Raw genomic sequence first — 23,970 nt, 5'->3', positions numbered from 1 at the left:
CCCTCCCGCCGACGGCGCCGCCGACACGGGCATACCGGACACCGTCCTTCTGTTTGCCCACAACCCGACAGCATGATCGAATGCCTCTTCGCCAGAGCGGTACGAGTCCACACAGCACGGGGGTGCACCAACCATGTTCGGTCGCCGAAGAGGGACGGAGACGGCCGGAAGCGCCGCTCCCCACACGTCCGCGACACTGACGCTGCCTCATACGGCGCGGCTGCTCAGCTGTCGTGTCCTCGATACCGTCCACCAGCCGGTCAGACAGGCCAAGTTCGAGGTGACCGACCCGATCGGCCGGCGCATCGTCAGCGGCGAGACCGACCCGTACGGCGGGTTCACCGCGGCCGTGCCGGAGGGCGAGTACCGGCTCTCCGTCACCGCCGAGGGCTACGCGCCCTTCCACGGGGCGACGCTGGTGGGGGACCCTGCGCAGCCCGGCACCGGGGAGATCGTCCTCGACGCCGTGGAGCCGCCGCTGCTGCCGGCGCCCGGCCACTGGGAACTCGACCCGACGCATTCGTCGATCGGGTTCACGGCCCAGCACATCGGCTTCGCCCGGATCCGCGGCCGGTTCAACACGTTCGCCGGGGCGGTGCGGATCGCCGACCGCATGGAGGACTCCTCCATGCACGTGATCATCGACGCGGCGAGCATCGACACCGGTGTGCGGTTGCGCGACGACCACCTGCGGTCCGGGGACTTCCTGGACGCGGCACGGCATTCGACCGTCGAGTTCTACAGCGAGCGGTTCATCCACCGCAGCGGCAGCCGGTGGACCGTCGCGGGCGCCCTGACCCTGCACGGGGTCAGCCGCTCGGTGACCCTGGACACCGAGTACCTGGGCCTCGGCACCGGGTTGGAGGGCGAACCGCGCGCGGCCTGCCGGGCCACCACCGAGCTGCACCGCGAGGACTTCACCCTGAACTGGCAGTCCGTGCTGGCCCACGGGATAGCCGCGATCGGCTCGAGCGTGGAAGTGGCGCTGGACATCCAGATCGTGCACAAGGCCTAGCCGTCCCGAGCGCGGGCCGGCCGCGTGCTACGGGGTTTCCAGCCAGCCCTCGTACTCGGCGGCGAGGGTGTCCAGCACCGTGGCGTCGAGCCGTTCCTGCGGGTCCTCGACGACCACCAGCCACTGGGCGTCCTCGGCGTCGTCCTCGCCGGCCAGCGCGTCGCGGACCAGCTGCGGCTCCTCCGGGAGGCCGAAGCGGTCGACGGCCTCCTGGGCCACCTCCTCGGCGGCGTCGCGGTCGGGCAGCACCAGTACATGTCGCACGTTCACGCGGCCATTCTCGGGTACGGGGCGAGGAGGCCCGCGGTGCGGGGGGCTGTCAGTGCGGCATGGGATGCTGGACGCGATGGCCACCAGGAAGAACCCCACCGACGATCCGCTCGCCCCGCTCACCCTCGCGGTGGGGCAGGAGGACCTGCTGCTCGACCGCGTCGTACGGGAGGTGGTGGCGGCCGCCCGGGCCGCCGACGCCGACACGGACGTGCGGGACCTCGCTCCCGAGCAGCTCCAGCCCGGCACGCTCGCCGAGCTGACCAGCCCGTCGCTCTTCTCCGAGCGCAAGGTGCTGGTCGTGCGCAATGCGCAGGACCTGTCCGCGGACACGGTCAAGGAGGTCAAGGCGTACCTCGCGGCGCCGTTCGAGGAGATCGTCCTCGTGCTCCTCCACGCGGGCGGAGTCAAGGGCAAGGGGCTGCTGGACGCGGCCCGCAAGGCCGGGGCGCGGGAGATCGCCTGCCCGAAGATGACCAAGGCGGCGGACCGCCTCGCGTTCGTGCGGGGCGAGTTCCGCACGCTGGGCCGGTCGGCGACCCCGGAGGCGTGCCAGACGCTGGTCGACGCGATCGGGAGCGATCTGCGGGAGCTGGCGAGCGCGGCCGCACAGCTGTGTGCGGACGTCGAGGGCACGATCGACGAGGCCGTGGTCGGCCGCTACTACACCGGCCGGGCGGAGGCCTCCAGCTTCACGGTCGCCGACCGGGCGGTCGAGGGCCGGGCGGCGGAGGCCCTCGAGGCGCTGCGGTGGTCGCTGTCCACCGGGGTGGCGCCCGTCCTGATCACCAGTGCGCTCGCACAGGCGGTCCGGGCGATCGGCAAGCTCGCCTCCGCGCCGCGGGGGGCCCGGCCGGGGGACCTGGCGCGGGACCTGGGCATGCCGCCGTGGAAGATCGACCGGGTGCGCCAGCAGATGCGGGGCTGGTCGGCGGACGGGGTCTCGGACGCGCTGCGGGCCGTGGCCGCGGCCGATGCCGGGGTCAAGGGCGGCGGCGACGACCCCGAGTACGCGCTCGAGAAGGCGGTCGTGGCGGTGGCCAGGGCAGCCCGCCCCCAGCAGCGCCGCTAGGCCGGTTCTCCGGCTTCCGGCCCGGACCCCGCGCCCCGAACGGCGGCGGGGCCGGTTCTAAAAAAGCGAAGGCCCCGGTGCCACCCTGGGGAAGGGCGGCACCGGGGCCTTCGGATACTTCTTGTTGCGCCGCACCCGCGTGGCGAACGCTTCGTGTGCGGCGCGGGGGGCCGGTCAGGAGCGGGAGAGAGGGCCCGCTGGATCCCTTCCGGCGATCACATCAGGGAGCTCAGCCCTGCAGGGAGGCAACCTTGGACGCCAGCGCCGACTTCTTGTTGGCGGCGGCGTTCTTGTGGATGACACCCTTCGAGACAGCCTTGTCGAGCGCACGCGAGGCGGCGCGAGAAGCCACGGTGGCCTTCTCGACGTCACCCGCGGCCACGGCCTCGCGGGCCTTGCGGATCGCGGTCTTGAGCGAAGACTTGACGGCCTTGTTGCGCAGGCGCGCCTTCTCGTTCGTCTTGTTCCGCTTGATCTGGGACTTGATGTTCGCCACGAAAGAGCCTTTTCAGGTTCAGAGTTTGATCTTCGGATTGTGTCCCGACAGCTGAGAGGGCATACGAGACACAGCTGCCCAGGCTACCAGGCACGCTCCGACCGGCCCAAACCGAGCGCATCGCCCCGTCCATGGGACCATGGGAACCTGCGTACAGATCCGACGAGAGCCGGAAACGCTTCCGACTGCGACCCGAGAATCAGGACACTGCGTGCCCGCGATCCCCAGCCACGTGCCCGAGCCGAGCCGTACCGACCCGGCGCTGATCCGCAATTTCTGCATCATCGCGCACATCGACCACGGCAAGTCGACGCTCGCCGACCGGATGCTCCAGCTCACCGGCGTCGTCGACCAGCGGCAGATGCGCGCCCAGTACCTCGACCGCATGGACATCGAGCGTGAGCGCGGCATCACGATCAAGTCCCAGGCGGTCCGACTGCCCTGGGCGCCCACCGTGGGCGAGGGTCAGGGCAAGACGCACATCCTCAACATGATCGACACCCCCGGGCACGTCGACTTCACGTACGAGGTCTCGCGCTCCCTCGCCGCCTGCGAGGGCACGGTCCTCCTGGTGGACGCCGCCCAGGGCATCGAGGCCCAGACCCTCGCCAACCTGTACCTGGCGATGGAGAACGACCTCGCGATCGTCCCCGTCCTGAACAAGATCGACCTGCCGGCCGCCCAGCCGGAGAAGTTCGCCGAGGAGCTCGCGAACCTGGTCGGCTGCCAGCCCGAGGACGTCCTGCGGGTCTCCGCCAAGACCGGCCTCGGCGTCGACGCCCTGCTCGACAAGGTCGTCGCCACCGTCCCGGCCCCGGTCGGCGTCAAGGACGCCCCCGCCCGCGCGATGATCTTCGACTCGGTCTACGACTCGTACCGCGGCGTCGTGACGTACGTCCGTGTGGTCGACGGCCAGCTCAACAAGCGCGAGCGCATCCGGATGATGTCCACCGGCGCCACGCACGAGCTGCTGGAGATCGGCGTCTCCTCCCCGGAGATGACCCCGGCCGACGGCATCGGCGTCGGCGAGGTGGGCTACATCATCACCGGCGTGAAGGACGTCCGTCAGTCCAAGGTCGGTGACACGATCACCAGCCTGCACAACGGTGCGACCGAGGCCCTCGGCGGCTACAAGGACCCGAAGCCGATGGTCTTCTCGGGCCTCTACCCGCTCGACGGCTCCGAGTACCCGGACCTGCGCGAGGCCCTGGACAAGCTCCAGCTCAACGACGCCGCGCTCGTCTACGAGCCGGAGACCTCGGCGGCACTGGGCTTCGGCTTCCGCGTCGGCTTCCTCGGCCTGCTGCACCTGGACGTGGTCCGCGAGCGCCTCGAGCGCGAGTTCGGCCTCGACCTGATCGCCACCGCGCCGAACGTGGTCTACCGCGTCGTCATGGAGGACGGCAAGGAAGTCACGGTCACCAACCCGAGCGAGTTCCCCGAGGGCAAGATCTCGGACGTGTTCGAGCCGGTCGTCCGGGCCACCGTGCTCGCGCCCACCGAGTTCATCGGCGCGATCATGGAGCTCTGCCAGACCCGCCGCGGCACCCTGCTCGGCATGGACTACCTCTCCGAGGACCGGGTCGAGATCCGCTACACCCTCCCCCTCGCGGAGATCGTCTTCGACTTCTTCGACCAGCTGAAGTCCAAGACGCGCGGTTACGCGTCCCTCGACTACGAGCCCACCGGCGAGCAGTCCGGCAGCCTGGTCAAGGTCGACATCCTGCTGCACGGCGACAAGGTCGACGCCTTCTCCGCCGTCACGCACAAGGACGCCGCGTACGCCTACGGCGTGCGGCTCGTCGCCAAGCTGCGCGAGCTCATCCCGCGGCAGGCCTTCGAGGTGCCGATCCAGGCGGCCGTCGGCTCGCGCGTCATCGCCCGCGAGACCATCCGTGCCATCCGCAAGGACGTCCTCGCCAAGTGCTACGGCGGTGACATCTCCCGTAAGCGGAAGCTGCTGGAGAAGCAGAAGGAAGGCAAGAAGCGGATGAAGATGGTCGGCTCGGTGGAGGTGCCCCAGGAGGCCTTCATCGCCGTCCTCTCCAGCGACGAGTCCGGCGGCAAGAAGAAGTAGCCCCAGGCGGTGAACGGTCTCGAATCGCCTTGATCCGTATACGGAACGGGCCCCCGTGCAGCAGCGCGGGGGCCTGTTTCGTTATGAATCGGCGTCTCAAGGGCCCTTACGCGCCAGGCGGAGGGCCCCTAGTCTGATCACTGCCCGTTGGTTACTCGCCAGTTACAAGCCCTGGTTGCAAGCCCTGTTGGAAGCCGTCATTCACCGCCTTGGATGACAGGCCCTGCCGCGTGGTCCGGAGGACGTCCGTGAGCGACACACAGACCTTGATCGAGAACCGCCCGCCCACCGTGGCGGCCCTCTTCCTTGAGCGTGTCGCCGCCACGCCGAACGCCGAGGCATACCGGTTCCCGGTGCCCGCGGCCGGCGGCAGCGGCCCCGACGACTGGAAGTCGCTGAGCTGGGGCCAGGCGGCCGAGCGGGTCTTCGGCATCGCGGCCGGCCTGCTGGACCTCGGCCTGCAGTCCGAGGAGCGTGTCGCGCTCGCCTCCAACACCCGCGTCGAGTGGATCCTCTCCGACCTGGGCGTCATGTGCGCCGGCGGCGCCGTGACCACGATCTACCCGAGCACCAACGCCGAGGAGTCGGCGTTCATCCTCTCCGACTCGGCCAGCCGCGTGCTGATCGCCGAGGACGCCGCCCAGCTGGCCAAGGCCCGCGAGCGCCGCGCCGACCTCCCCGAGCTCGCCCACGTGGTGGTCCTGGAGTCCGCCGACGCGGTACCGGCCGAGGGCGACCCGGAGGGCTGGGTGCTCTCCCTCGCCGACCTGGAGGCGCGCGGCAAGGAGTACCTCGCCAAGCACCCCGAGGCGATCAAGGAGCGGATCGCGGCCATCACCGCGGACCAGCTGGCCACGCTGATCTACACCTCCGGCACCACCGGCCGCCCCAAGGGCGTACGGCTGCCGCACGACAACTGGTCGTACATGGCCAAGGCCACCGTCGCCACCGGCATGATCTCCAGCGACGACGTCCAGTACCTGTGGCTGCCGCTCGCGCACGTCTTCGGCAAGGTCCTGACCTCCGGCCAGATCGAGGTCGGCCACGTCACCGCCGTCGACGGTCGCATCGACAAGATCATCGAGAACCTGCCGGTCGTCCAGCCCACCTACATGGCGGCCGTCCCGCGCATCTTCGAGAAGGTCTACAACGGGGTCGCGGCCAAGGCCCGGGCCGGCGGCGGCGCCAAGTACAAGATCTTCCAGTGGTCGGTGGGCGTGGCCCGCGAGTACGCCAAGGTCACCCAGGACAACTACCGGCGCACCGGCAGCGCCACGGCCCCCTTCGGCCTCGCCACCAAGCACAAGATCGCCGACACGCTCGTCTACTCCAAGCTCCGCGACGCCTTCGGCGGCCGGCTGCGCGCCGCCGTCTCCGGCGCCTCCGCCCTGGCCCCCGAGATCGGCTACTTCTTCGCCGGCGCCGGCATCCACATCCTCGAGGGCTACGGCCTCACCGAGTCCAGCGCCGCCTCCTTCGTCAACCCCGGCGAGGCCTACCGCACCGGCACCGTCGGCAAGCCGCTCCCCGGCACCGAGGTCCGCATCGCCGACGACGGCGAGATCCTGCTGCGCGGCCCCGGCATCATGCAGGGCTACCACCTGCAGCCGGAGAAGACCGCCGAGGTGCTGGAGGAGGACGGCTGGCTGCACACGGGGGACATCGGCGAGCTCTCGCCCGACGGCTACCTGCGCATCACGGACCGCAAGAAGGACCTGATCAAGACCTCGAACGGCAAGTACGTCGCCCCCGCCGAGATCGAGGGCCGCTTCAAGGCGATCTGCCCGTACGTGTCGAGCATCGTGGTGCACGGCGCCGACCGGAACTTCTGCGCCGCCCTGGTCGCGCTCGACGAGCCGTCGATCATGGGCTGGGCCGCCGAGAACGGGCTCGAGGGCAAGACGTACGCCGAGGTCCTGGCCGCGGCGGAGACGAACCGGCTGATCGAGACGTACGTCCAGACCCTCAACGAGGGCCTGCAGCGCTGGCAGACGGTCAAGAAGTTCCGGATCCTGCCCCGCGACCTCGACGTGGAACACGGCGACCTCACGCCCAGCCTGAAGCTGAAGCGGCCGGCCGTCGAGCGTGAGTTCAAGCACCTGATCGACGAGATGTACGAGGGCTCGCGCGAGGCGTAGCGCGGCGGGCGGCGGTACGAGGGGCCCGGGGGCGGCGGCGAGCGGCCGGGCCCCCGGCCGCGGTGCGGGACAATGGGGGCATGCCTTCCGCACTGCCCGACGGTGAACCCATGCCCGAAGACGGCTCGCTGCCGTCGCACGCCCTGGCGGGCGGCGGGGACCGGCCGCTCGGGTTCTACCTGCACGTCCCGTACTGCGCCACGCGGTGCGGGTACTGCGACTTCAACACGTACACCGCGACCGAGCTGCGCGGCACCGGCGGCGTGCTCGCCTCCCGGGAGAACTACGCCGACACCCTGATCGACGAGGTCCGCCTCGCCCGCAAGGTGCTCGGCGACGACCCGCGGGCCGTCCGCACGGTGTTCGTGGGCGGCGGTACGCCGACGCTGCTGCCGGCCGCGGACCTCGTACGGATGCTCGCGGCGATCCGGGACGAATTCGGCCTGGCCGAGGACGCCGAGATCACCACGGAGGCCAATCCCGAGTCGGTGAACCCGGAGTACCTCGCCGAGCTGCGGGCCGGGGGCTTCAACCGGGTCTCCTTCGGCATGCAGAGCGCGAAGCAGCACGTCCTGAAGGTGCTCGACCGCACGCACACACCGGGCCGGCCGGAGGCGTGCGTCGCGGAGGCGCGGGCGGCGGGCTTCGAGCACGTGAACCTCGACCTGATCTACGGCACCCCGGGGGAGACCGACGAGGACTGGCGCGCCTCCCTGGCCGCCGCCCTCGGTGCAGGCCCGGACCACATCAGCGCCTACGCGCTGATCGTCGAGGAGGGCACCCAGCTGGCGCGGCGGATCCGGCGGGGCGAGGTCCCGATGACCGACGACGACGTGCACGCCGACCGGTACCTGATCGCGGACTCGGTGATGGCCGAGGCCGGGTACTCCTGGTACGAGGTCTCGAACTGGGCCACCTCGGAGGCCGGCCGCTGCCTGCACAACGAGCTGTACTGGCGCGGGGCCGACTGGTGGGGCGCCGGGCCCGGCGCGCACAGCCACGTCGGCGGGGTCCGCTGGTGGAACGTGAAGCACCCCGGCGCCTACGCCGCCGCCCTCGCGGAGGGCCGCTCCCCGGGCGCGGGCCGCGAGCTCCTCTCCGAGGAGGACCGCCGGGTGGAGCGGATCCTGCTGGAGCTGCGCCTGGTGGACGGCGTCCCGCTGTCCCTGCTGGCCCCGGCCGGCCTCGCGGCCTCCCGCAAGGCCCTCGCGGACGGGCTGCTGGACGCCGCGCCCTACGAGGCCGGGCGGGCCGTCCTGACCCTGCGCGGCCGGCTGCTGGCCGACGCGGTGGTCCGGGACCTGGTGGACTGATCCCTCGACTGGGTGAATCGATGCGGATACGGGCAGGTGCGGCCTAGCCTGTTCGTAGCCTTCTGTCGCAAGCCCGGCGGCAGAAGTGGAGGGCACGGAGATGACCGCTGTGGACGATCGCCGGATGACCGAGTACTTCGAGAGCTTCGAGGCTCCTGAGGGGGTCAAGGTCGAGCTCCTCAGGGGGGAAATCGTGATGATGGCGGGGCCGGACGTGGTCCACAACCTGATCGTCATGTTCGTGCAGCGCCAGATTCCCGTGGACCGCTGGTACCCGCTCCAGACGCAGGACGTGGACATTCCGGCGGAGTCGTCCGAGCCGCAGCCGGACCTCGTGGTCCTGCCGGCCGACGCGGCGCCGGAATCGGGTCGTCTGCTGCCCGCGCGAACCCTGGCGATGGTGGTCGAGGTCGTCTCGAAGACCAGCAAGCTGCGCGACTACGTGACGAAGCGATCCATTTACGCGGCGGGCGCCATCCCTACGTATTTGATCATCGACCCCTTCCAGGCCAAGTGCGTGGTGCTCACGGAACCTTTCGGTACCGGAGAAGAGGCCGACTACAGGACTGAGCGGACCAGCAAGTTCGGTGAGCCGCTACCGCTTGACGTCCTTGGTGTCACGATCGACACCACGGAGTTCGGCACGTTGCCGTAGCCCGTGTCACGGGGCCGTGACGAAGTCGATCAGTTCCTCCACGCGGCCCAGCAGGACCGGCTCCAGGTCCTTGTAGGACGTCACGCGGGACAGGATGTGCTGCCAGGCGGCCCCGGTGTTCTCCGGCCAGCCCAGCGCCCTGCAGACGCCCGTCTTCCAGTCCTGGCCGCGCGGGACCACCGGCCACGCCCCGATGCCCAGCGCGGACGGCTTCACCGCCTGCCAGACGTCCACGTACGGGTGGCCGACGATCAGGACGTCCGACGACGTCACCGACGCCGCGATACGGGACTCCTTCGAGCCCGGGACCAGGTGGTCCACCAGGATCCCCAGGCGGGCGTCCGGGGCCGGGGCGAAGTCCGCCACGATGGCGGGGAGGTCGTCGATGCCCTCCAGGTACTCCACCACCACGCCCTCGATCCGCAGGTCGTCGCCCCAGACCCGCTCCACCAGCTCGGCGTCGTGCCGGCCCTCCACGTAGATCCGGCCCGCCCGGGCCACCCGGGCCCGGGCGCCCGGGACGGCGATCGAGCCGGAGGCCGTGCGCAACGGGCCCGCAGGGGCCCGTGAGGGGCGGGTCAGGGTCACCACGGCGCCCTCCAGCAGGAACCCCCGCGGCTCCAGCGGGAAGACCCGGCGCCTGCCGAAGCGGTCCTCCAGGGTCACCGTGCCCGCCTCGCAGGCCACCACCGCTCCGCAGAAGTCCGTACCGGCCACCTCGACCACCAGGTCCGGTTCGGCCGCCACCTCCGGTACGGCCTTGGGGCGCTTCCACTGCGGGGTCAGGTCGGGGGAGTACTCACGCATCCGGCCGACACTAGGAGAGGCGCGCCGATCACGCCTCCGACACGCCGAAACGGGCGGCCAGTGTGGCGCGTTGCGCACGCACGAAGCCCGCGTCGACCACCGCTCCGTGACCCGGCACGTACAGTGCGTCCTCCCCGCCCAGCGACAACAGCCGGTCCAGCGCGGCCGGCCACTGCGCCGGCAGCGCGTCGCTGCCCGCCTGCGGCTCGCCCGACTCCTCGACGAGGTCCCCGCAGAACACCGTCTCGCGCTCGCCCGGGACGAAGACGGCCAGGTCGTGCGGGGTGTGCCCGGGCCCGACGTTGGCCAGCAGCACCTGCACCCCGCCCAGCTCCAGCGTCCATTCGCCCGACACGGAATGCCTCGGCACCACCAGCAGGTCCACCGCCTCGGCGGCCTCGGCCTCCGCGAGCCCCTGCAGGACCGCACCGACGCGAAGCTCCTCCCGGCCCGTCGACAGCTCCGCGTCCAGCCCGACCGCTCCGTACACCTCGGCCCCGGCGAACGCCGCGGCGCCCAGTACGTGATCGAAATGACCGTGCGTGAATGCGATATGCGTCACGCGCCGGCCGGTCAGCCGCTCCACCTCGGCCCGCAGCTGTGTGCCTTCGCGTACGCACGAACCCGGGTCGATCAGGAGCACCGACTCGTCCCCCACCACCAGTCCCACGGTGCAGTCCCACACCGGGAGCCGTCGCCGTCCGGTCCGCCCGGTCAGCCGCTCCCAGCCCGCCTCTTCCCAATGCACGTCCATGCCGCGACGCTACCCTGGCGGGCCTCCCTTGCCAGGGTCTTAGTACCCGGCCGTACACTGAGCGGGGGATCTCTGGCACTCGAACGATCAGAGTGCCAGTCGACAGGCAACGACCAAGACAACGGACCAGAGCTGGAGGTGTGCGCGCGATGCTCAGCGAACGCAGACTCGAAGTGCTGCGCGCCATCGTCCAGGACTACGTCGGGACGGAGGAGCCGGTCGGCTCCAAGGCGCTCACCGAGCGGCACCGGCTCGGCGTCTCGCCCGCCACCGTGCGCAACGACATGGCCGTGCTGGAGGAGGAGGGCTACATCGCGCAGCCCCACACCAGCGCCGGCCGGATTCCCACGGACAAGGGCTACCGGCTCTTCGTCGACAGGCTGGCGGGGGTCAAGCCGCTGTCGACGCCCGAGCGCCGGGCCATCCAGAACTTCCTCGACGGGGCCGTCGACCTCGACGACGTGGTCGGCCGCACGGTGCGGCTGCTCGCGCAGCTCACCCGTCAGGTCGCCGTCGTCCAGTACCCGAGCCTGACCCGGTCGACGGTCCGCCACGTCGAGCTGCTGTCGCTCGCTCCGGCCCGGCTCATGCTCGTGCTGATCACCGATACAGGACGGGTCGAGCAGCGGCTCGTGGACTGCCAGACTCCGTTCGGCGAGACCTCGCTCGCCGATCTGCGGGCACGGCTCAACAGCCGGGTCGTCGGCCGCCGGTTCACGGACGTGCCGCAGCTCGTGCAGGACCTGCCGGAGTCGTTCGAGCCGGATGACCGCAGCACGGTGTCGACCGTGCTCGCGACCCTGCTGGAGACGCTGGTCGAGGAGGCCGAGGAGCGGCTGATGATCGGCGGGACCGCCAATCTCACGCGCTTCGGACACGATTTTCCCCTGACGATCAGGCCGGTGCTCGAGGCGCTGGAGGAGCAGGTCGTGCTCCTCAAGCTGCTCGGCGAGGCCAACGAGTCGGGAATGGCCGTAAGGATCGGGCATGAGAATGCCTACGAGGGACTGAACTCCACGTCCGTCGTCTCGGTCGGCTACGGTTCGGGCGGCGAAACTGTCGCCAAACTCGGCGTGGTCGGACCGACCCGCATGGACTACCCCGGAACGATGGGAGCGGTACGCGCAGTGGCACGTTACGTCGGACAGATCCTGGCGGAGTCGTAAGTGGCCACGGACTACTACGCCGTTCTCGGCGTGCGCCGCGACGCATCGCAGGACGAGATCAAGAAGGCCTTCCGCCGCCTCGCGCGTGAACTCCACCCGGACGTGAATCCGGACCCGAAGACGCAGGAGCGCTTCAAGGAGATCAACGCGGCCTACGAGGTGCTCTCGGACCCGCAGAAGAAGCAGGTCTACGACCTCGGCGGCGACCCGCTGTCCTCCTCGGGCGGCGGCGGAGGCGCGGGCGGCTTCGGTGCGGGCGGCTTCGGCAACTTCTCCGACATCATGGACGCCTTCTTCGGCCAGGCCTCGCAGCGCGGACCGCGCTCGCGGACCCGCCGCGGCCAGGACGCCATGATCCGCCTCGACCTGGAGCTGGACGAGGCGGCCTTCGGCACGACCAAGGACATCCAGGTCGACACGGCCGTCGTCTGCACCACCTGCTCCGGTGAGGGTGCCGCCCCCGGCACCTCGGCGCAGACGTGTGACATGTGCCGTGGCCGCGGTGAGGTCTCGCAGGTCACCCGGTCCTTCCTGGGCCAGGTCATGACCTCGCGCCCCTGCCCCCAGTGCCAGGGCTTCGGCACCGTGGTCCCGACCCCGTGCCCCGAGTGCGCGGGCGACGGCCGGGTCCGCTCCCGCCGCAGCCTCACGGTCAAGATCCCGGCGGGTGTCGAGAACGGCACCCGGATCCAGCTCGCGGGCGAGGGCGAGGTCGGCCCCGGCGGCGGCCCCGCCGGCGACCTGTACGTGGAGATCCACGAGCTGTCGCACCCGACCTTCCAGCGGCGCGGGGACGACCTGCACTGCACGGTGACCATCCCCATGACGGCCGCGGCCCTCGGCACCAAGTGCCCGCTGGAGACGCTGGACGGCATGGAGGAGATCGACATCCGCCCCGGCACCGGGTCGGGCCAGTCGATCCCGCTGCACGGGCGCGGCGTCACGCACCTGCGCGGCGGCGGCCGCGGCGACCTGATCGTCCACGTCGAGGTCACCACCCCGGGCAAGCTGGACGCCCAGCAGGAGGAGCTGCTGCGCCAGCTCGCCAAGCTGCGCGGCGAGGAGCGGCCCATGGGCCAGTTCGCGCCGGGTCAGCAGGGCCTGTTCAGCCGCTTGAAGGACGCCTTCAACGGCCGCTGACCGGCCCGCGAGCACGCGCACGAGCCCGGTCCGGGGACGCCCCGGACCGGGCTCGGCGCATGGATCCGGACGCGCCCGGCGGAGCGGACTATGCCAGGCGAATGCGGTGATTCGGCCCGGTGGTCGGGACGTGGCACGATGCAGTGCATGTCCTCCGCACCGAACGGTCTCTCCCCTTACCCGATCGTGCAGGCTCCCATGGCGGGCGGCGCCTCCTGTCCGCCGCTCGCCGCCGCCGTGTGCGAGGCGGGCGGGCTGGGCTTCCTGGCCGGCGGCTACAAGACCGCCGACGGCATGTACCAGGAGATCAAACGGCTGCGCGCGCTCACCCGGCGCCCGTTCGGCGTGAACCTCTTCATGCCGCAGACCGGCTACGTGGACCCGGCCGCCGTGGAGGCGTACCGCGGGCAGCTGGCCGGCGAGGCCAGCTGGTACGAGATCTCCCTGGCCGACGAGGACATCATCGGCACCAGCGACGACGGCTACGACGCCAAGCTCGCGATCCTCCTCGAAGACCCCGTTCCCGTCGTCTCGTTCACCTTCGGCTGCCCCACGCCCGTGGTCCTCGCCGCCCTGCGCAAGGCGGGCACGTACTCGGTCGTCACCGTCACCTCGGTCGACGAGGCCCGCGCCGCACAGGCCGCGGGGGCCGACTGCGTCTGCGTCCAGGGCGTGGAGGCCGGCGGCCACCAGGGCACACACCGCGACGACCCGCAGGCCGACGGCACGGCGGGCGTGGGCCTGCTCGCGCTCGTGGCGCAGGTACGGGAGGCCGTGGGCCTCCCGATCATCGCCGCGGGCGGTCTGATGCGCGGCTCGCAGATCGCGGCGCTGCTGGCGGCGGGCGCGGAGGCGGCGCAGCTCGGCACCGCGTTCCTGGCCTGCCCCGAGTCGGGCGCGCACCCGCTGCACAAGAAGGCGCTGACGGACCCCCTGTTCGCCCACACGGAGCTGACCAGGGCGTTCTCGGGGCGGCCGGCCCGGGGCCTGGTGAACCGGTTCATGCGGGAGCACGGGCCGTACGCCCCGGCCGCCTACCCGCAGATCCACCACATGACCGCCGGACTGCGCAAGGCCGCCGCCGCGGCCGGGGACCCGCAGGGCATGGCCCTGTGGGCGGGCCAGGGACACCGGCTGGCGCGGGCCCTGCCCGCGGGGGAGCTGGTGGAGGTGCTGGCGGCCGAACTGGCCGAGGCCCAGAGCGCGTTGAAGGCAATGCAGAAGAGGAGTACGTCATGACCGCCCCCGTGTTCGTGGTCGAAGAGGTCCCCGCGGGGCCGGAGTTCGTGCTCGACGGCCCGGAGGGCCGGCACGCGGTCTCCGTGAAACGGCTGAACCCGGGTGAGGACGTGGTCCTCACCGACGGGCGCGGTCACTGGACGGAAGGCGTGGTCAAGGCCGCCGAGGGCAAGGACCGGCTGCTCCTCACCGACCTGCACACGATCCAGGAGGAGCCGGAGCCGGCCGTCCGGATCACGGTCGTCCAGGCCCTGCCCAAGGGCGACCGCGGCGAGCTCGCCGTCGAGACCATGACCGAGACCGGCGTGGACGCGATCGTCCCCTGGCAGGCCTCGCGCTGCATCACCCAGTGGCGCGGCGACCGCGGAGCCAAGTCCCTGGCCAAGTGGCGGGCCACGGCCCGGGAGGCGGGCAAGCAGTCCCGCCGGGTCCGCTTCCCCGAGGTGGCCGAGGCCATGTCCACGAAGCAGGTCGCGGCGCTGCTGGCCGGCGCCGACCTGGCGATGGTCCTCCACGAGGACCGGGACGCGCCCTCGGGGGCCTTGGCCACGGCCGAGCTCCCGGCCGGGGGCTCGATCGTCCTGGTCGTCGGACCGGAGGGCGGGGTCTCCCCGGAGGAGCTGGCCGTCTTCGCGGAAGCCGGCGCCCACCCCTACCGCCTGGGCTCCTCGGTCCTGCGCACCTCCACCGCCGGCACCGCGGCGACGGCGGTCCTGCTGGCGCGCACCGGCCGCTGGTCCTGAAAACGCGTACGGGTCCGCCGACGGCGCCGGTTACGATGCCGGAGCTGATCAACATCGGCGTCGGCGGCCCGTCGACGCCTCTGTCACGGAAGGCGGAGCAATGGCCGGGGAACCGCAGGCGGACTGCCTGTTCTGCAAGATCGTCGCGGGGACCATCCCGGCGACCGTGGTCCGGGAGACCGAGACGACGTTCGCCTTCCGGGACATCAACCCGCAGGCGCCGACGCACGTCCTCGTGATCCCGCGCGTGCACTACCCGGACGCCGCCTCGCTCGCCGCCGCCGAGCCGGCCGTCGCCGCCGACCTGCTGCGCGTGGCCGGCGAGATCGCAGCCGAGGAGAAGATCGACGGCCACGGCTACCGGATCGTGTTCAACACCGGCGCCGGTGCCGGGCAGACCGTCTTCCACGCGCACGCGCACGTCCTCGGCGGGCGCGGCCTCCAGTGGCCCCCCGGATAAACCGTGTCCGCACGAGAGTTCGTGGTGCTGGGCACCGCCAGTCAGGTGCCCACCCGCCACCGCAACCACAACGGCTACCTCCTGCGCTGGGACGGCGAGGGCATCCTCTTCGACCCGGGCGAGGGCACCCAGCGCCAGATGCTCCGCGCCGGGGTGGCCGCGCACGACATCAACCGGATCTGCATCACCCACTTCCACGGTGACCACAGCCTCGGCCTCGCCGGGGTGATCCAGCGCATCAACCTGGACCGGGTCCCGCACCCCGTCACCGCGCACTACCCGGCCTCCGGGCAGAAGTTCTTCGAACGGCTCCGGTACGCCACCGCCTACCGGGAGACCGTCCCGCTCCGCGAGGAACCCGTGGCCGAGGACGGGACGCTGGCCCAGGGGCCCTCGTACGCCCTCGAGGCCCGCCGGCTCTCGCACCCGGTGGAGTCCTTCGGCTACCGGCTCACCGAGCCCGACGGGCGCCGGATGGTGCCCGAACTGCTCGCGCAGCACGGGATCAAGGGGCCCGACGTGGGCCGGATCCAGCGCGAGGGGCAGCTGGGCGGGGTCACGCTGGACGACGTCAGCGAGCACAAGCCGGGGCAGAGCTTCGCGTTCGTCATGGACACCCGGCTGTGCCCCGGCGTGGACGCGCTCGCCGCCGGCTGCGACATGCTGGTGATCGAGTCCACGTTCCTCGACGAGGACGAGGCGCTGGCCACCGACCACGGGCACCTCACCGCCGGGCAGGCGGCCCGGGTCGCGCGCGACGCGGGCGTACGGCACCTGGTGCTGACGCACTTCTCGCAGCGCTACACGGACCCGCAGGAGTTCGAACGCCAGGCCCGCGCGGCCGGTTTCGAGGGGGAACTGACGATCGCCGCGGACCTCGCACGGGTCCCCCTGCCGAAGCGGGGCTAGGTCCCGGTGGTCCCGGTGGTCCCGGCGGTCCCGGCCCGGACCGGCGTGGCCGGGGCGCCGCCGCGGAGCACCGGCTCCTCGGCCGCAGCCCGTCCCCGCCCGCCGGCGCGCAGCGCGACCGCGGTCATCGGGCCGGCCACCACCAGCAGCAGCCCGCCCAGCACCAGCCCCATGCCCCGGAAGCCGAACCCCTCGGCGAGCAGGCTGCCGGCGACGGGCCCGCAGGCCGTGCCCAGCGAGGAGGCGGAGCCGGCGAGCACCGCCCAGCGGCCGCGCGCGTCCAAGGCCGCCGCGAGGCCGATCAGGTACGAGAGGACGACCGGGTAGACCGCGTTCCACAGGATCTCCCCGGCGGCGAACCCGGCGAGCCCGTCCGCGGAGGCGGTCAGCACCACGCAGCCGGCAATGGCCGCCGTGCCCGCGCCGATCGGGACCGCCCGCCCCAGCCGGGCCCCGAACGCGGAGGCGGCCGTGACCCCGAGCAGGCCCGCGCCCAGCGCCACCGCGAAGACGACCCCGAGCGTGGCCTCGGGCAGGCCCGCCTGCTCGGCGCCGATCCGGCCGCTGACGCCCCACAGGGCCTCCTGGGTCAGCGACCACAGCAGCAGGCAGCCCGCCAGCACGGCCCCGGCGCGCGGGTGCGGCAGCCGCCCGGAGCCGCGTACGGCGGGACCCGGGCGGGTGGGCCCGCCGAGGCGGCCGGTCGCCGGCCAGGTCAGGGCCGCGACGAGGGCGATGGCGGCGAACGGCAGTGCGTGCCCGCCGCCGAGGCGCGGCAGGGTCAGGTACAGGGCCCCCGCGGTCGCCGAGACCGACAGCAGCCCGAGGGAGGAGGTGCGGTGCGGATCGCGCTGCCCGGCGATCCCCGAGGCGGCCACGGCGGTGGCGGTACCGGAGCCGAAGCCGCCGACCACCACGCCCGCGACCACCAGCGGGAGGAGCGTGGTCGCGGCCGCCGTGCCGTAGCCCAGGGCGGCGAGCAGCAGTCCGAGCCGGGCCAGCGGGCGCTGCCCGAGGCGGGGGATGCGGGAGGCCAGGGTGAGTCCGGCCGTGGCGGAGCCGAGCAGCAGGGCCGTGCCGACGAGCCCCGCCTGCGCGGGACTCAGCGGGAGATGGGCGTCGAGCCGTCCGACGACGGTGGGAAGCAGGTAGGGGGCGAGGTAGCCGGCCGTGAAGACGGCCACCAGGGGCCAGGCGGCGGGCGGCGCGGAGGTGTTGTCGGACACGGCTGTTCCCGGTGGTGCGCAGGTGCGGCGAGAGGATCCGCGGAGCCGCGGCGCCTTTGTCTATCAAGTGGTTCACGATGCGGAGAAGAGCGACCCGATCGTGATCTGCGACACACTGTGTTTGGGTGTGTCGGGGGAGGGCAAGGTTGGCAGCTTCCCGCCGCATGCCCGCGCGCAGAAACGACCCTTCGCATCAAACGGGGAGTACACCGTGACCAGTCGGGACAGCACCACCAGTCTCACCCCGGCCGTGGACCCGCTCGGCCCGCTGCGGGACCCGCAGGAGCCGTGGTGCGACGTGTTCCTGACCGGCACGGTCTTCCTGGACATCATCTTCACCGGCCTCGACTCGGCCCCGGTCCGCGGTACGGAGTCCTGGGCGCGCGGCATGGGCTCCAGCCCCGGGGGCGTGGCCAACATGGCCACCGCGCTGGCCCGGCTCGGCCTGCGGACCGCGCTGGCCGCGGCCTTCGGCGACGACCACTACGGCGAGTACTGCTGGGACACGCTCGAGCAGGGCGAGGGCATCGACCTGTCGATGTCGCGGACCATCCCCGGCTGGCACAGCCCGGTCACGGTCTCCATGGCGTACGAGGGCGAGCGCACGATGGTCTCGCACGGCCACGAGGCCCCGCCCCCGGCGGCCCCCGGGCCGTTCCCGCAGTGCCCGCCGCGCACCCGGGCGGCCGTGGCCTCGCTGGGCCCGGGGCGGACGGACCCGTGGATCGCGGAGGCGGCGCGGCGCGGATCGCGGATCTTCGCGGACGTGGGGTGGGACGAGAGCGGCCGCTGGGACCTGGGGGACCTGCCGGACCTGGAGCACTGCGAGGCCTTCCTGCCGAACGCGGGGGAGGCCATGCGGTACACGCGGACCGACTGCCCGAGGGCGGCGGCGCGGGCGCTGGGGCGGAGGGTGCCGCTCGCGGTGGTGACGATGGGCCCCGAGGGCGCGTACGCGGTGGACGGGCGGACCGGCGAGGAGGCGGAGGTCCCCGGGATCGTGGTGGACGCGCTGGACCCCACGGGGGCGGGGGACGTCTTCGTGGCGGGCTTCGTCACCGGCACCCTGGCGGGGTGGCCGCTGGCGGACCGGCTGGCCTTCGCGGGCCTGACGGCGGCCCTGTCGGTCCAGGAGTTCGGCGGCTCGCTGTCGGCCCCGGGCTGGCCGGAGGTGGCGCACTGGTGGCGCGCGGCCCCCGAGGTCCTGCGGCCGCGCTACGGCTTCCTGGACGCGCTGGTCCCGCCGGGCACCGAGCCGGCCTCCCGCCGCAGAGCGGTCCCGACCATCGGCTTCCGCCGCCCGGCGTAGGCGAGCTCCCGCGGGCAGGGCTCGGGGAGGGGCTCCGGGGGCGCCGGAAAACCCCTCGGGGATGGCGCGGCGGAGTCGTACCCTTGGTACTCCGGAGGTCGTCGATCGGCGCGGCCCCTCAGCGGGAGGTATGTGCAGGCCACAGTGCCGGCCCATGACTCAGACACCCACAGCCCAGACACCGGCGCCGGGGCAGGCGCGAGCCCACTTCACCGTTCCGGCCAGGCACCCGATGGTCGCGGTGCTCGGCTCTGGTGACGCCCTGTTGCGCGTGATCGAGAAGGCCTTCCCGAAGGCCGACATCCATGTTCGGGGCAATCAGGTCAGCGCGGTCGGCGATGCGACGGAAGTCGCCCTGATCCAGCGCTTGTTCGACGAGATGATGCTGGTGCTCCGCACCGGGCAGCCGATGACGGAGGACGCAGTGGAACGCTCGATCGCCATGCTCAAGGCGAGCGGCAACGGCAACGGTCCGGACGAGACGCCCGCAGAGGTGCTCACCCAGAACATCCTCTCCAGCCGCGGCCGCACCATCCGGCCCAAGACCCTCAACCAGAAGCGGTACGTCGACGCGATCGACAAGAACACGATCGTGTTCGGCATCGGCCCCGCCGGTACCGGCAAGACCTACCTCGCCATGGCCAAGGCGGTGCAGGCCCTGCAGTCCAAGCAGGTCAGCCGGATCATCCTGACCCGCCCCGCGGTCGAGGCCGGAGAGCGGCTCGGCTTCCTGCCCGGCACCCTCTTCGACAAGATCGACCCGTACCTGCGCCCGCTGTACGACGCGCTGCACGACATGATCGACCCGGACTCGATCCCGCGGCTCATGGCCGCCGGGACCATCGAGGTGGCCCCGCTGGCGTACATGCGCGGCCGGACGCTCAACGAGGCCTTCGTCGTCCTCGACGAGGCGCAGAACACGAGCCCGGAGCAGATGAAGATGTTCCTGACCCGGCTCGGCTTCGATTCGAAGATCGTCATCACCGGTGACATCACGCAGGTCGACCTTCCCGGCGGCACCAAGTCGGGCCTGCGCCAGGTCCAGACGATCCTCGAAGGCGTTCCCGACATCCACTTCTCGCGGCTCACGTCCGAGGATGTCGTCCGGCACAAGCTGGTCGGCCGTATCGTCGATGCGTACGAGAAGTACGACGACAGCCAGGACGCCCAGCAGTCCCGGAACGGCTACCAGCGGAAGTAGAACCCAGCGCACCATGTCGATCGACGTCAACAACGAGTCCGGAACCGAGGTCGACGAGCGGGCGATCCTCGACATCGCCCGCTACGCACTCACCCGGATGCGGATCCACCCGCTGTCCGAGCTCTCCGTCATCGTCGTCGACGAGGACGCCATGGAGCAGCTCCACATCCAGTGGATGGACCTGCCCGGACCCACCGACGTCATGTCCTTCCCGATGGACGAGCTCCGTCCGCCGACGAAGGACGACGAGGAGCCCCCGCAGGGGCTCCTCGGCGACATCGTGCTGTGCCCCGAGGTGGCGAAGAAGCAGGGCGAGGACGCCCCGACGCAGCACTCCATGGACGAGGAGCTCCAGCTCCTGACCGTCCACGGGGTGCTGCACCTGCTCGGGTACGACCACGAGGAGCCGGACGAGAAGGCCGAGATGTTCGGCCTCCAGGCGGCCATCGTCGACGGCTGGCGCGGTGAGCGCGGCATGACCGGTCCGTCCCCGGCCCCGACCGTCTCGTGACCGCCCCGCAGCTGATCACCGGCGCGGTGCTGCTGGTGGTGGTGGCCTGGTTCGCGGCGTGCGCCGAGTCCGGGATCGCCCGGATCTCGAGCTTCCGCGCCGAGCAGGCCGTACGGGAGGGCCGGCGCGGCAGCGCGAAGCTCGCGCAGGTCGCCGCCGACCCGACCCGCTACCTCAACGTGGCGCTGCTCGTGCGGGTCACCTGCGAGATGGCGGCCGGCGTGCTCGTCACGTACGTCTGCCTCGACGAGTTCGGCGACAACTGGAAGGCGCTGCTCATCGCGATCGCGGTGATGGTGCTCGTGTCCTTCGTGGCCGTCGGCGTCTCCCCGCGCACCATCGGCCGCCAGCACCCCCTCAACACGGCGACGGCGGCCTCGTACGTCCTGGTCCCGCTCGCCCGCGTCATGGGGCCCATCCCGCAGCTGCTGATCCTCATCGGCAACGCGCTCACGCCCGGAAAGGGCTTCCGCAAGGGGCCGTTCGCCTCCGAGGCCGAGCTGCGCGCGATGGTCGACCTGGCGGAGAAGGAGTCGCTGATCGAGGACGAGGAGCGCCGGATGGTGCACCAGGTCTTCGAGCTCGGCGACACCCTCGTGCGCGAGGTGATGGTGCCCCGCACCGACCTGGTCTGCATCGAGCGGTACAAGACGGTCCGTCAGGCGACGACGCTGGCGCTGCGGTCGGGTTTCTCGCGCATCCCGGTGACCGGGGAGAACGAGGACGACATCGTCGGCATCGTGTACCTGAAGGACCTGGTCCGCAAGACGCACATCAGCCGGGAGGCGGAGGCCGACCTGGTCACCACCGCGATGCGGCCCGCGGTGTTCGTACCGGACACCAAGAACGCGGGCGATCTGCTGCGGGAGATGCAGCAGGTGCGCAACCACGTGGCCGTGGTCATCGACGAGTACGGCGGCACGGCGGGCATCGTCACCATCGAGGACATCCTCGAGGAGATCGTCGGCGAGATCACCGACGAGTACGACCGCGAGCTCGCGCCCGTCGAGGACCTGGGCGAGGACCGCTACCGGGTGACGGCGCGGCTCGACATCACCGACCTCGGCGAGCTGTTCAAGGTCGAGGACTACGACGACGAGGACGTGGAGACGGTCGGCGGGCTGCTGGCGAAGGCGCTGGGCCGGGTGCCGATCGCGGGCGCCTCGGCGGTCGTGGAGCTGCCCGACGGGCGGCCGCTGCGGCTGACGGCCGAGTCCCCGGCGGGCCGGCGGAACAAGATCGTGACCGTGCTGGTGGAGCCGCTGGCTCCGGCGGCGGCCGAGGGCGAGGAGGGCGCATGACGCCGGCCGAGCTGCGCGCGTTCTGCCTGGATTTCAACGCGGCGGTGGAGGAGTTCCCCTTCACGCCCGAGACCTCGGTGTTCAAGGTGCTGGGGAAGATGTTCGCGCTGACCGCTCTGGACGCCGAACCGCTGAAGGTCAACCTCAAGTGCGAACCGGAGCTGGCGGTGCGGCTGCGGGAGGAGCACGAGGCGATCACGGCGGGCTGGCACATGAACAAGCGGCACTGGAACACGGTGACGGTCGGCGGGCTGCCGGACGCGCTGGTACGGGAGCTGATCGAGGACTCGTACGACCTGGTGGTCGCGGGCCTGCCGAGGGCGGAGCGGCTGCGGCTCGACCGGCCCTGAGGGCGCGGCGGGGGACGGAGCGGAGCGCGTCCCGGCAGGGCCGTCGTGCGGCCCTGCCGGGACCCTCCCTATGCTTTCGCCCATGACCGACACCACCGGGATCAACCCCGAGGACAGCAAGATCATCACGCTGGCTCGCAGCGCGCGGGCCCGCAACGGGGTGCCCGAGGGCGCGGCGGTGCGGGACGAGACGGGCCGTACGTACGTCGCAGGGACGGTGGAGCTCGAGTCCCTGAAGCTGAGCGCGCTGCAGACGGCGGTCGCGATGGCGGTGGCGAGCGGGGCCGAGTCCCTGGAGGCCGCAGCCGTGGTCAGCTCGGCGGAGGCGGTGGCCGACGCCGACCGCGCGGCGGTCCGCGACCTGGGCGGCCCGGACACCCCGGTCCTCCTGGCCGCCCCGGACGGCACCCTCAAGTCCGCCACCCCGGCAGGCGCCTGACCCGGCGGGCCCGCGGCCGCCCTGTCCACGCCTACGCCGCGGCGACGCCGGCGACAGCGGCAGGGCGGCGGCGGATCACCATGGCCATCAGCGCCGCCATCGCGCACAGCGCGCCCGACGCGTACCAGACCAGGTCGTACGAGCCGAAGGCGTCGCGGGCCAGGCCGCCCAGGAAGGCCACCATCGCCGCGCCCACCTGGTGCGAGGCCAGCACCCAGCCGAAGACGATCGCACTGTCCTCGCCGTAGTGCTCACGGCAGAGCGCGATGGTCGGCGGGACGGTCGCGACCCAGTCCAGCCCGTAGAAGACGATGAAGAAGACCATCGGCGGGTGTACGGACGGCGCCAGCAGCATCGGCAGGAACAGCAGCGAGATCCCGCGCAGGGCGTAGTACACCGCCAGCAGGCGGCGCGCCTCGAAGCGGTCGGTGAACCAGCCGGAGGCGATGGTGCCGATCACGTCGAAGACGCCGATCACCGCCAGCAGTCCGGCCGCTGCGGTCACCGGCATGCCGTGATCGTGCGCAGCCGGTACGAAGTGGGTCTTGACCAGCCCGTTCGTCGAGGCCCCGCAGATCGCGAAGGTGCCCGCCAGCAGCCAGAACGGGCCGGTGCGGGCCGCCTTGAACAGCACCGCCACCGTCCGCCGCGCCGCGCCCGCCACCGGCGCGGGCCTTTGCGCGTACGTGCCCCCGTACGGAGCGAGTCCCAGGTCCGCCGGGTGGTCGCGCAGCAGCAGCCACACGAACGGGACGACGGCCAGGGCCGCCAGGCAGACCGTCACCGCCGCCGGGCGCCAGCCGTGGTGCTCCACCAGCCAGGACAGCAGCGGCAGGAAGATCAGCTGACCGGAGGCCCCGGCCGCGGTCAGGATGCCGGTGACGAGCCCGCGCCGGGCGGTGAACCAGCGGTTGGTCACCGTCGCGGCGAAGGCCAGCGCCATGGAGCCGCTGCCCAGGCCCACCAGCACGCCCCAGAACAGCACCAGCTGCCAGGACTCCGTCATCCACAGGGTGGCCACGGTGCCGCCGGATATGACCAGCAGGGCCAGGGCCACCACCCTGCGGATGCCGAACCGGTCCATCAGGGCCGCGGCGAAGGGTGCGGTGAGCCCGTACAGCGCCAGGTTCACCGACACGGCGAGGCCGATCGTGCCGCGCGACCAGTCGAACTCCTCGTGCAGCGGCTCGATGAGCAGTCCGGGCAGGGAGGCGAAGGCGGCGGCGCCGATGATCGTCACGAAGGCGACGGCCGCGACGAACCAGGCGCGGTGGATGCGTCCCGGGGCGGCCGGAGGCGTGGTCGTGGGGGCGGGGATGGGGGCTGTCTGCGTCACGCAGAAAGCTTCCGGCCCGGAGGGCCCCGTACGACAGTGGCCT

The 23,970-nt window shown here is 71.9% G+C and carries 23 protein-coding genes and 1 pseudogene; 18 read left to right on the top strand and 6 right to left on the bottom strand.

All coding sequences use genetic code 11. The features are described 5' to 3' along the window. The first annotated feature begins 133 nt into the window (after positions 1–133). Positions 134–1,015, top strand: coding sequence for a YceI family protein (locus ACFYXK_RS03580; RefSeq protein WP_389409629.1), 882 nt, complete (start codon positions 134–136; stop codon positions 1,013–1,015). Positions 1,016–1,042: 27 nt separating this feature from the next. Here ACFYXK_RS03580 and ACFYXK_RS03575 read toward each other — a convergent pair whose 3' ends face one another. Then, positions 1,043–1,285 (bottom strand): hypothetical protein, encoded by a 243-nt coding sequence (locus ACFYXK_RS03575; protein WP_389409628.1) that lies wholly within the window; start codon positions 1,283–1,285, stop codon positions 1,043–1,045. A 76-nt stretch (positions 1,286–1,361) separates the two neighbouring features. On the opposite strand from ACFYXK_RS03575, the gene holA reads away from it, so the two are divergent. After that, the gene (holA, locus tag ACFYXK_RS03570) at positions 1,362–2,357 is read left to right on the top strand and encodes a DNA polymerase III subunit delta (RefSeq protein WP_383515660.1); all 996 of its coding nucleotides are present in this window, start codon (positions 1,362–1,364) and stop codon (positions 2,355–2,357) included. 229 nt (positions 2,358–2,586) lie between these two features. Here the strand turns inward: holA and rpsT are convergent, their stop codons facing one another. Then, positions 2,587–2,853: a 30S ribosomal protein S20 gene (gene rpsT / locus ACFYXK_RS03565; protein ID WP_030297183.1), complete on the bottom strand. Its 267-nt coding sequence runs from the start codon at positions 2,851–2,853 to the stop codon at positions 2,587–2,589. Positions 2,854–3,064: 211 nt separating this feature from the next. On the opposite strand from rpsT, the gene lepA reads away from it, so the two are divergent. The 4 genes from lepA to ACFYXK_RS03545 all read left to right on the top strand — a co-directional run bounded on the left by lepA (position 3,065) and on the right by ACFYXK_RS03545 (position 9,036). After that, entirely contained in the window at positions 3,065–4,930 is a 1,866-nt protein-coding gene (gene lepA, locus ACFYXK_RS03560) for a translation elongation factor 4 (RefSeq protein ID WP_383515664.1), read from the top strand. 248 nt (positions 4,931–5,178) lie between these two features. Next, positions 5,179–7,068 carry an AMP-dependent synthetase/ligase gene (locus ACFYXK_RS03555; protein WP_389409627.1) on the top strand — a complete coding sequence of 630 codons (1,890 nt, stop codon included), beginning with the start codon at positions 5,179–5,181 and terminating at the stop codon, positions 7,066–7,068. 80 nt (positions 7,069–7,148) lie between these two features. Then, entirely contained in the window at positions 7,149–8,381 is a 1,233-nt protein-coding gene (gene hemW, locus ACFYXK_RS03550; RefSeq protein ID WP_389409626.1) for a radical SAM family heme chaperone HemW, read from the top strand. Positions 8,382–8,481: 100 nt separating this feature from the next. Beyond that, positions 8,482–9,036 carry a Uma2 family endonuclease gene (locus tag ACFYXK_RS03545; RefSeq protein ID WP_383515672.1) on the top strand — a complete coding sequence of 185 codons (555 nt, stop codon included), beginning with the start codon at positions 8,482–8,484 and terminating at the stop codon, positions 9,034–9,036. A gap of 6 nt (positions 9,037–9,042) precedes the next feature. Here ACFYXK_RS03545 and ACFYXK_RS03540 read toward each other — a convergent pair whose 3' ends face one another. After that, positions 9,043–9,843, bottom strand: a complete 801-nt coding sequence (locus ACFYXK_RS03540) for a DUF3097 domain-containing protein (RefSeq protein WP_389409625.1) — start codon at positions 9,841–9,843, stop codon at positions 9,043–9,045. A 28-nt stretch (positions 9,844–9,871) separates the two neighbouring features. Then, positions 9,872–10,597 (bottom strand): MBL fold metallo-hydrolase, encoded by a 726-nt coding sequence (locus tag ACFYXK_RS03535; RefSeq protein WP_389409624.1) that lies wholly within the window; start codon positions 10,595–10,597, stop codon positions 9,872–9,874. Between the two features lie 149 nt (positions 10,598–10,746). On the opposite strand from ACFYXK_RS03535, the gene hrcA reads away from it, so the two are divergent. The 6 genes from hrcA (at position 10,747) to ACFYXK_RS03505 (ending at position 16,254) form a co-directional block, all read left to right on the top strand. Then, complete coding sequence (hrcA, locus tag ACFYXK_RS03530; RefSeq protein WP_383515680.1) at positions 10,747–11,763, top strand: heat-inducible transcriptional repressor HrcA; 1,017 nt, start codon at positions 10,747–10,749, stop codon at positions 11,761–11,763. After that, complete coding sequence (gene dnaJ, locus ACFYXK_RS03525; protein ID WP_030297168.1) at positions 11,764–12,903, top strand: molecular chaperone DnaJ; 1,140 nt, start codon at positions 11,764–11,766, stop codon at positions 12,901–12,903. It abuts the gene before it with no gap. 147 nt (positions 12,904–13,050) lie between these two features. Beyond that, positions 13,051–14,142: a nitronate monooxygenase gene (locus tag ACFYXK_RS03520; protein ID WP_383515686.1), complete on the top strand. Its 1,092-nt coding sequence runs from the start codon at positions 13,051–13,053 to the stop codon at positions 14,140–14,142. Then, positions 14,139–14,885: a 16S rRNA (uracil(1498)-N(3))-methyltransferase gene (locus ACFYXK_RS03515; RefSeq protein ID WP_389409623.1), complete on the top strand. Its 747-nt coding sequence runs from the start codon at positions 14,139–14,141 to the stop codon at positions 14,883–14,885. The genes ACFYXK_RS03520 and ACFYXK_RS03515 overlap by 4 nt, the downstream gene beginning before the upstream one ends. 100 nt (positions 14,886–14,985) lie before the next feature. Next, a complete protein-coding gene (locus ACFYXK_RS03510; protein ID WP_383515691.1) occupies positions 14,986–15,345 on the top strand; it encodes a histidine triad nucleotide-binding protein in 360 nt (119 codons plus the stop codon). A 3-nt stretch (positions 15,346–15,348) separates the two neighbouring features. After that, positions 15,349–16,254, top strand: coding sequence for a ribonuclease Z (locus ACFYXK_RS03505; RefSeq protein ID WP_389409622.1), 906 nt, complete (start codon positions 15,349–15,351; stop codon positions 16,252–16,254). An 11-nt stretch (positions 16,255–16,265) separates the two neighbouring features. On the opposite strand, the pseudogene ACFYXK_RS03500 reads toward ACFYXK_RS03505, so the two are convergent. After that, positions 16,266–17,480: pseudogene (locus tag ACFYXK_RS03500) on the bottom strand (MFS transporter); the annotation flags it as partial. Positions 17,481–17,691: 211 nt separating this feature from the next. Here ACFYXK_RS03500 and ACFYXK_RS03495 point away from each other — a divergent pair. The 6 genes from ACFYXK_RS03495 (at position 17,692) to ACFYXK_RS03470 (ending at position 22,591) form a co-directional block, all read left to right on the top strand. Next, positions 17,692–18,789 carry a PfkB family carbohydrate kinase gene (locus ACFYXK_RS03495; RefSeq protein WP_389409621.1) on the top strand — a complete coding sequence of 366 codons (1,098 nt, stop codon included), beginning with the start codon at positions 17,692–17,694 and terminating at the stop codon, positions 18,787–18,789. A 154-nt stretch (positions 18,790–18,943) separates the two neighbouring features. Then, complete coding sequence (locus tag ACFYXK_RS03490; protein WP_389409620.1) at positions 18,944–19,990, top strand: PhoH family protein; 1,047 nt, start codon at positions 18,944–18,946, stop codon at positions 19,988–19,990. Positions 19,991–20,003: 13 nt separating this feature from the next. After that, a complete protein-coding gene (gene ybeY, locus ACFYXK_RS03485) occupies positions 20,004–20,501 on the top strand; it encodes an rRNA maturation RNase YbeY (protein WP_384712571.1) in 498 nt (165 codons plus the stop codon). Continuing rightward, entirely contained in the window at positions 20,498–21,802 is a 1,305-nt protein-coding gene (locus ACFYXK_RS03480) for a hemolysin family protein (protein WP_389409619.1), read from the top strand. The genes ybeY and ACFYXK_RS03480 overlap by 4 nt, the downstream gene beginning before the upstream one ends. After that, positions 21,799–22,152 (top strand): MmcQ/YjbR family DNA-binding protein, encoded by a 354-nt coding sequence (locus ACFYXK_RS03475; protein WP_389409618.1) that lies wholly within the window; start codon positions 21,799–21,801, stop codon positions 22,150–22,152. The genes ACFYXK_RS03480 and ACFYXK_RS03475 overlap by 4 nt, the downstream gene beginning before the upstream one ends. Positions 22,153–22,234: 82 nt before the next feature. Next, complete coding sequence (locus ACFYXK_RS03470) at positions 22,235–22,591, top strand: cytidine deaminase (protein ID WP_389409617.1); 357 nt, start codon at positions 22,235–22,237, stop codon at positions 22,589–22,591. A gap of 31 nt (positions 22,592–22,622) precedes the next feature. On the opposite strand, the gene ACFYXK_RS03465 is transcribed toward ACFYXK_RS03470, so the two are convergent. Next, positions 22,623–23,927 carry an MFS transporter gene (locus ACFYXK_RS03465; protein WP_389409616.1) on the bottom strand — a complete coding sequence of 435 codons (1,305 nt, stop codon included), beginning with the start codon at positions 23,925–23,927 and terminating at the stop codon, positions 22,623–22,625. Between the last annotated feature and the right edge of the window lie 43 nt (positions 23,928–23,970).

Source organism: Streptomyces sp. NPDC002209, from assembly GCF_042890265.1.
Taxonomy (GTDB): Bacteria; Actinomycetota; Actinomycetes; order Streptomycetales; family Streptomycetaceae; genus Streptomyces.
Note: the sequence above shows the minus strand (reverse complement) of the source record. Positions and strands in the feature narration are given on the sequence as shown.

Coding starts and splice junctions, on each gene's coding strand:
- ACFYXK_RS03580 (WP_389409629.1), top strand. CDS start 134: ATGTTCGGTCGCCGAAGAGGGACGGAGACGGCCGGAAGCGCCGCTCCC.
- holA (WP_383515660.1), top strand. CDS start 1,362: ATGGCCACCAGGAAGAACCCCACCGACGATCCGCTCGCCCCGCTCACC.
- hemW (WP_389409626.1), top strand. CDS start 7,149: ATGCCTTCCGCACTGCCCGACGGTGAACCCATGCCCGAAGACGGCTCG.
- ACFYXK_RS03545 (WP_383515672.1), top strand. CDS start 8,482: ATGACCGCTGTGGACGATCGCCGGATGACCGAGTACTTCGAGAGCTTC.
- ACFYXK_RS03540 (WP_389409625.1), bottom strand. CDS start 9,843: ATGCGTGAGTACTCCCCCGACCTGACCCCGCAGTGGAAGCGCCCCAAG.
- ACFYXK_RS03535 (WP_389409624.1), bottom strand. CDS start 10,597: ATGGACGTGCATTGGGAAGAGGCGGGCTGGGAGCGGCTGACCGGGCGG.
- hrcA (WP_383515680.1), top strand. CDS start 10,747: ATGCTCAGCGAACGCAGACTCGAAGTGCTGCGCGCCATCGTCCAGGAC.
- ACFYXK_RS03520 (WP_383515686.1), top strand. CDS start 13,051: ATGTCCTCCGCACCGAACGGTCTCTCCCCTTACCCGATCGTGCAGGCT.
- ACFYXK_RS03515 (WP_389409623.1), top strand. CDS start 14,139: ATGACCGCCCCCGTGTTCGTGGTCGAAGAGGTCCCCGCGGGGCCGGAG.
- ACFYXK_RS03510 (WP_383515691.1), top strand. CDS start 14,986: ATGGCCGGGGAACCGCAGGCGGACTGCCTGTTCTGCAAGATCGTCGCG.
- ACFYXK_RS03490 (WP_389409620.1), top strand. CDS start 18,944: ATGACTCAGACACCCACAGCCCAGACACCGGCGCCGGGGCAGGCGCGA.
- ybeY (WP_384712571.1), top strand. CDS start 20,004: ATGTCGATCGACGTCAACAACGAGTCCGGAACCGAGGTCGACGAGCGG.
- ACFYXK_RS03475 (WP_389409618.1), top strand. CDS start 21,799: ATGACGCCGGCCGAGCTGCGCGCGTTCTGCCTGGATTTCAACGCGGCG.
- ACFYXK_RS03470 (WP_389409617.1), top strand. CDS start 22,235: ATGACCGACACCACCGGGATCAACCCCGAGGACAGCAAGATCATCACG.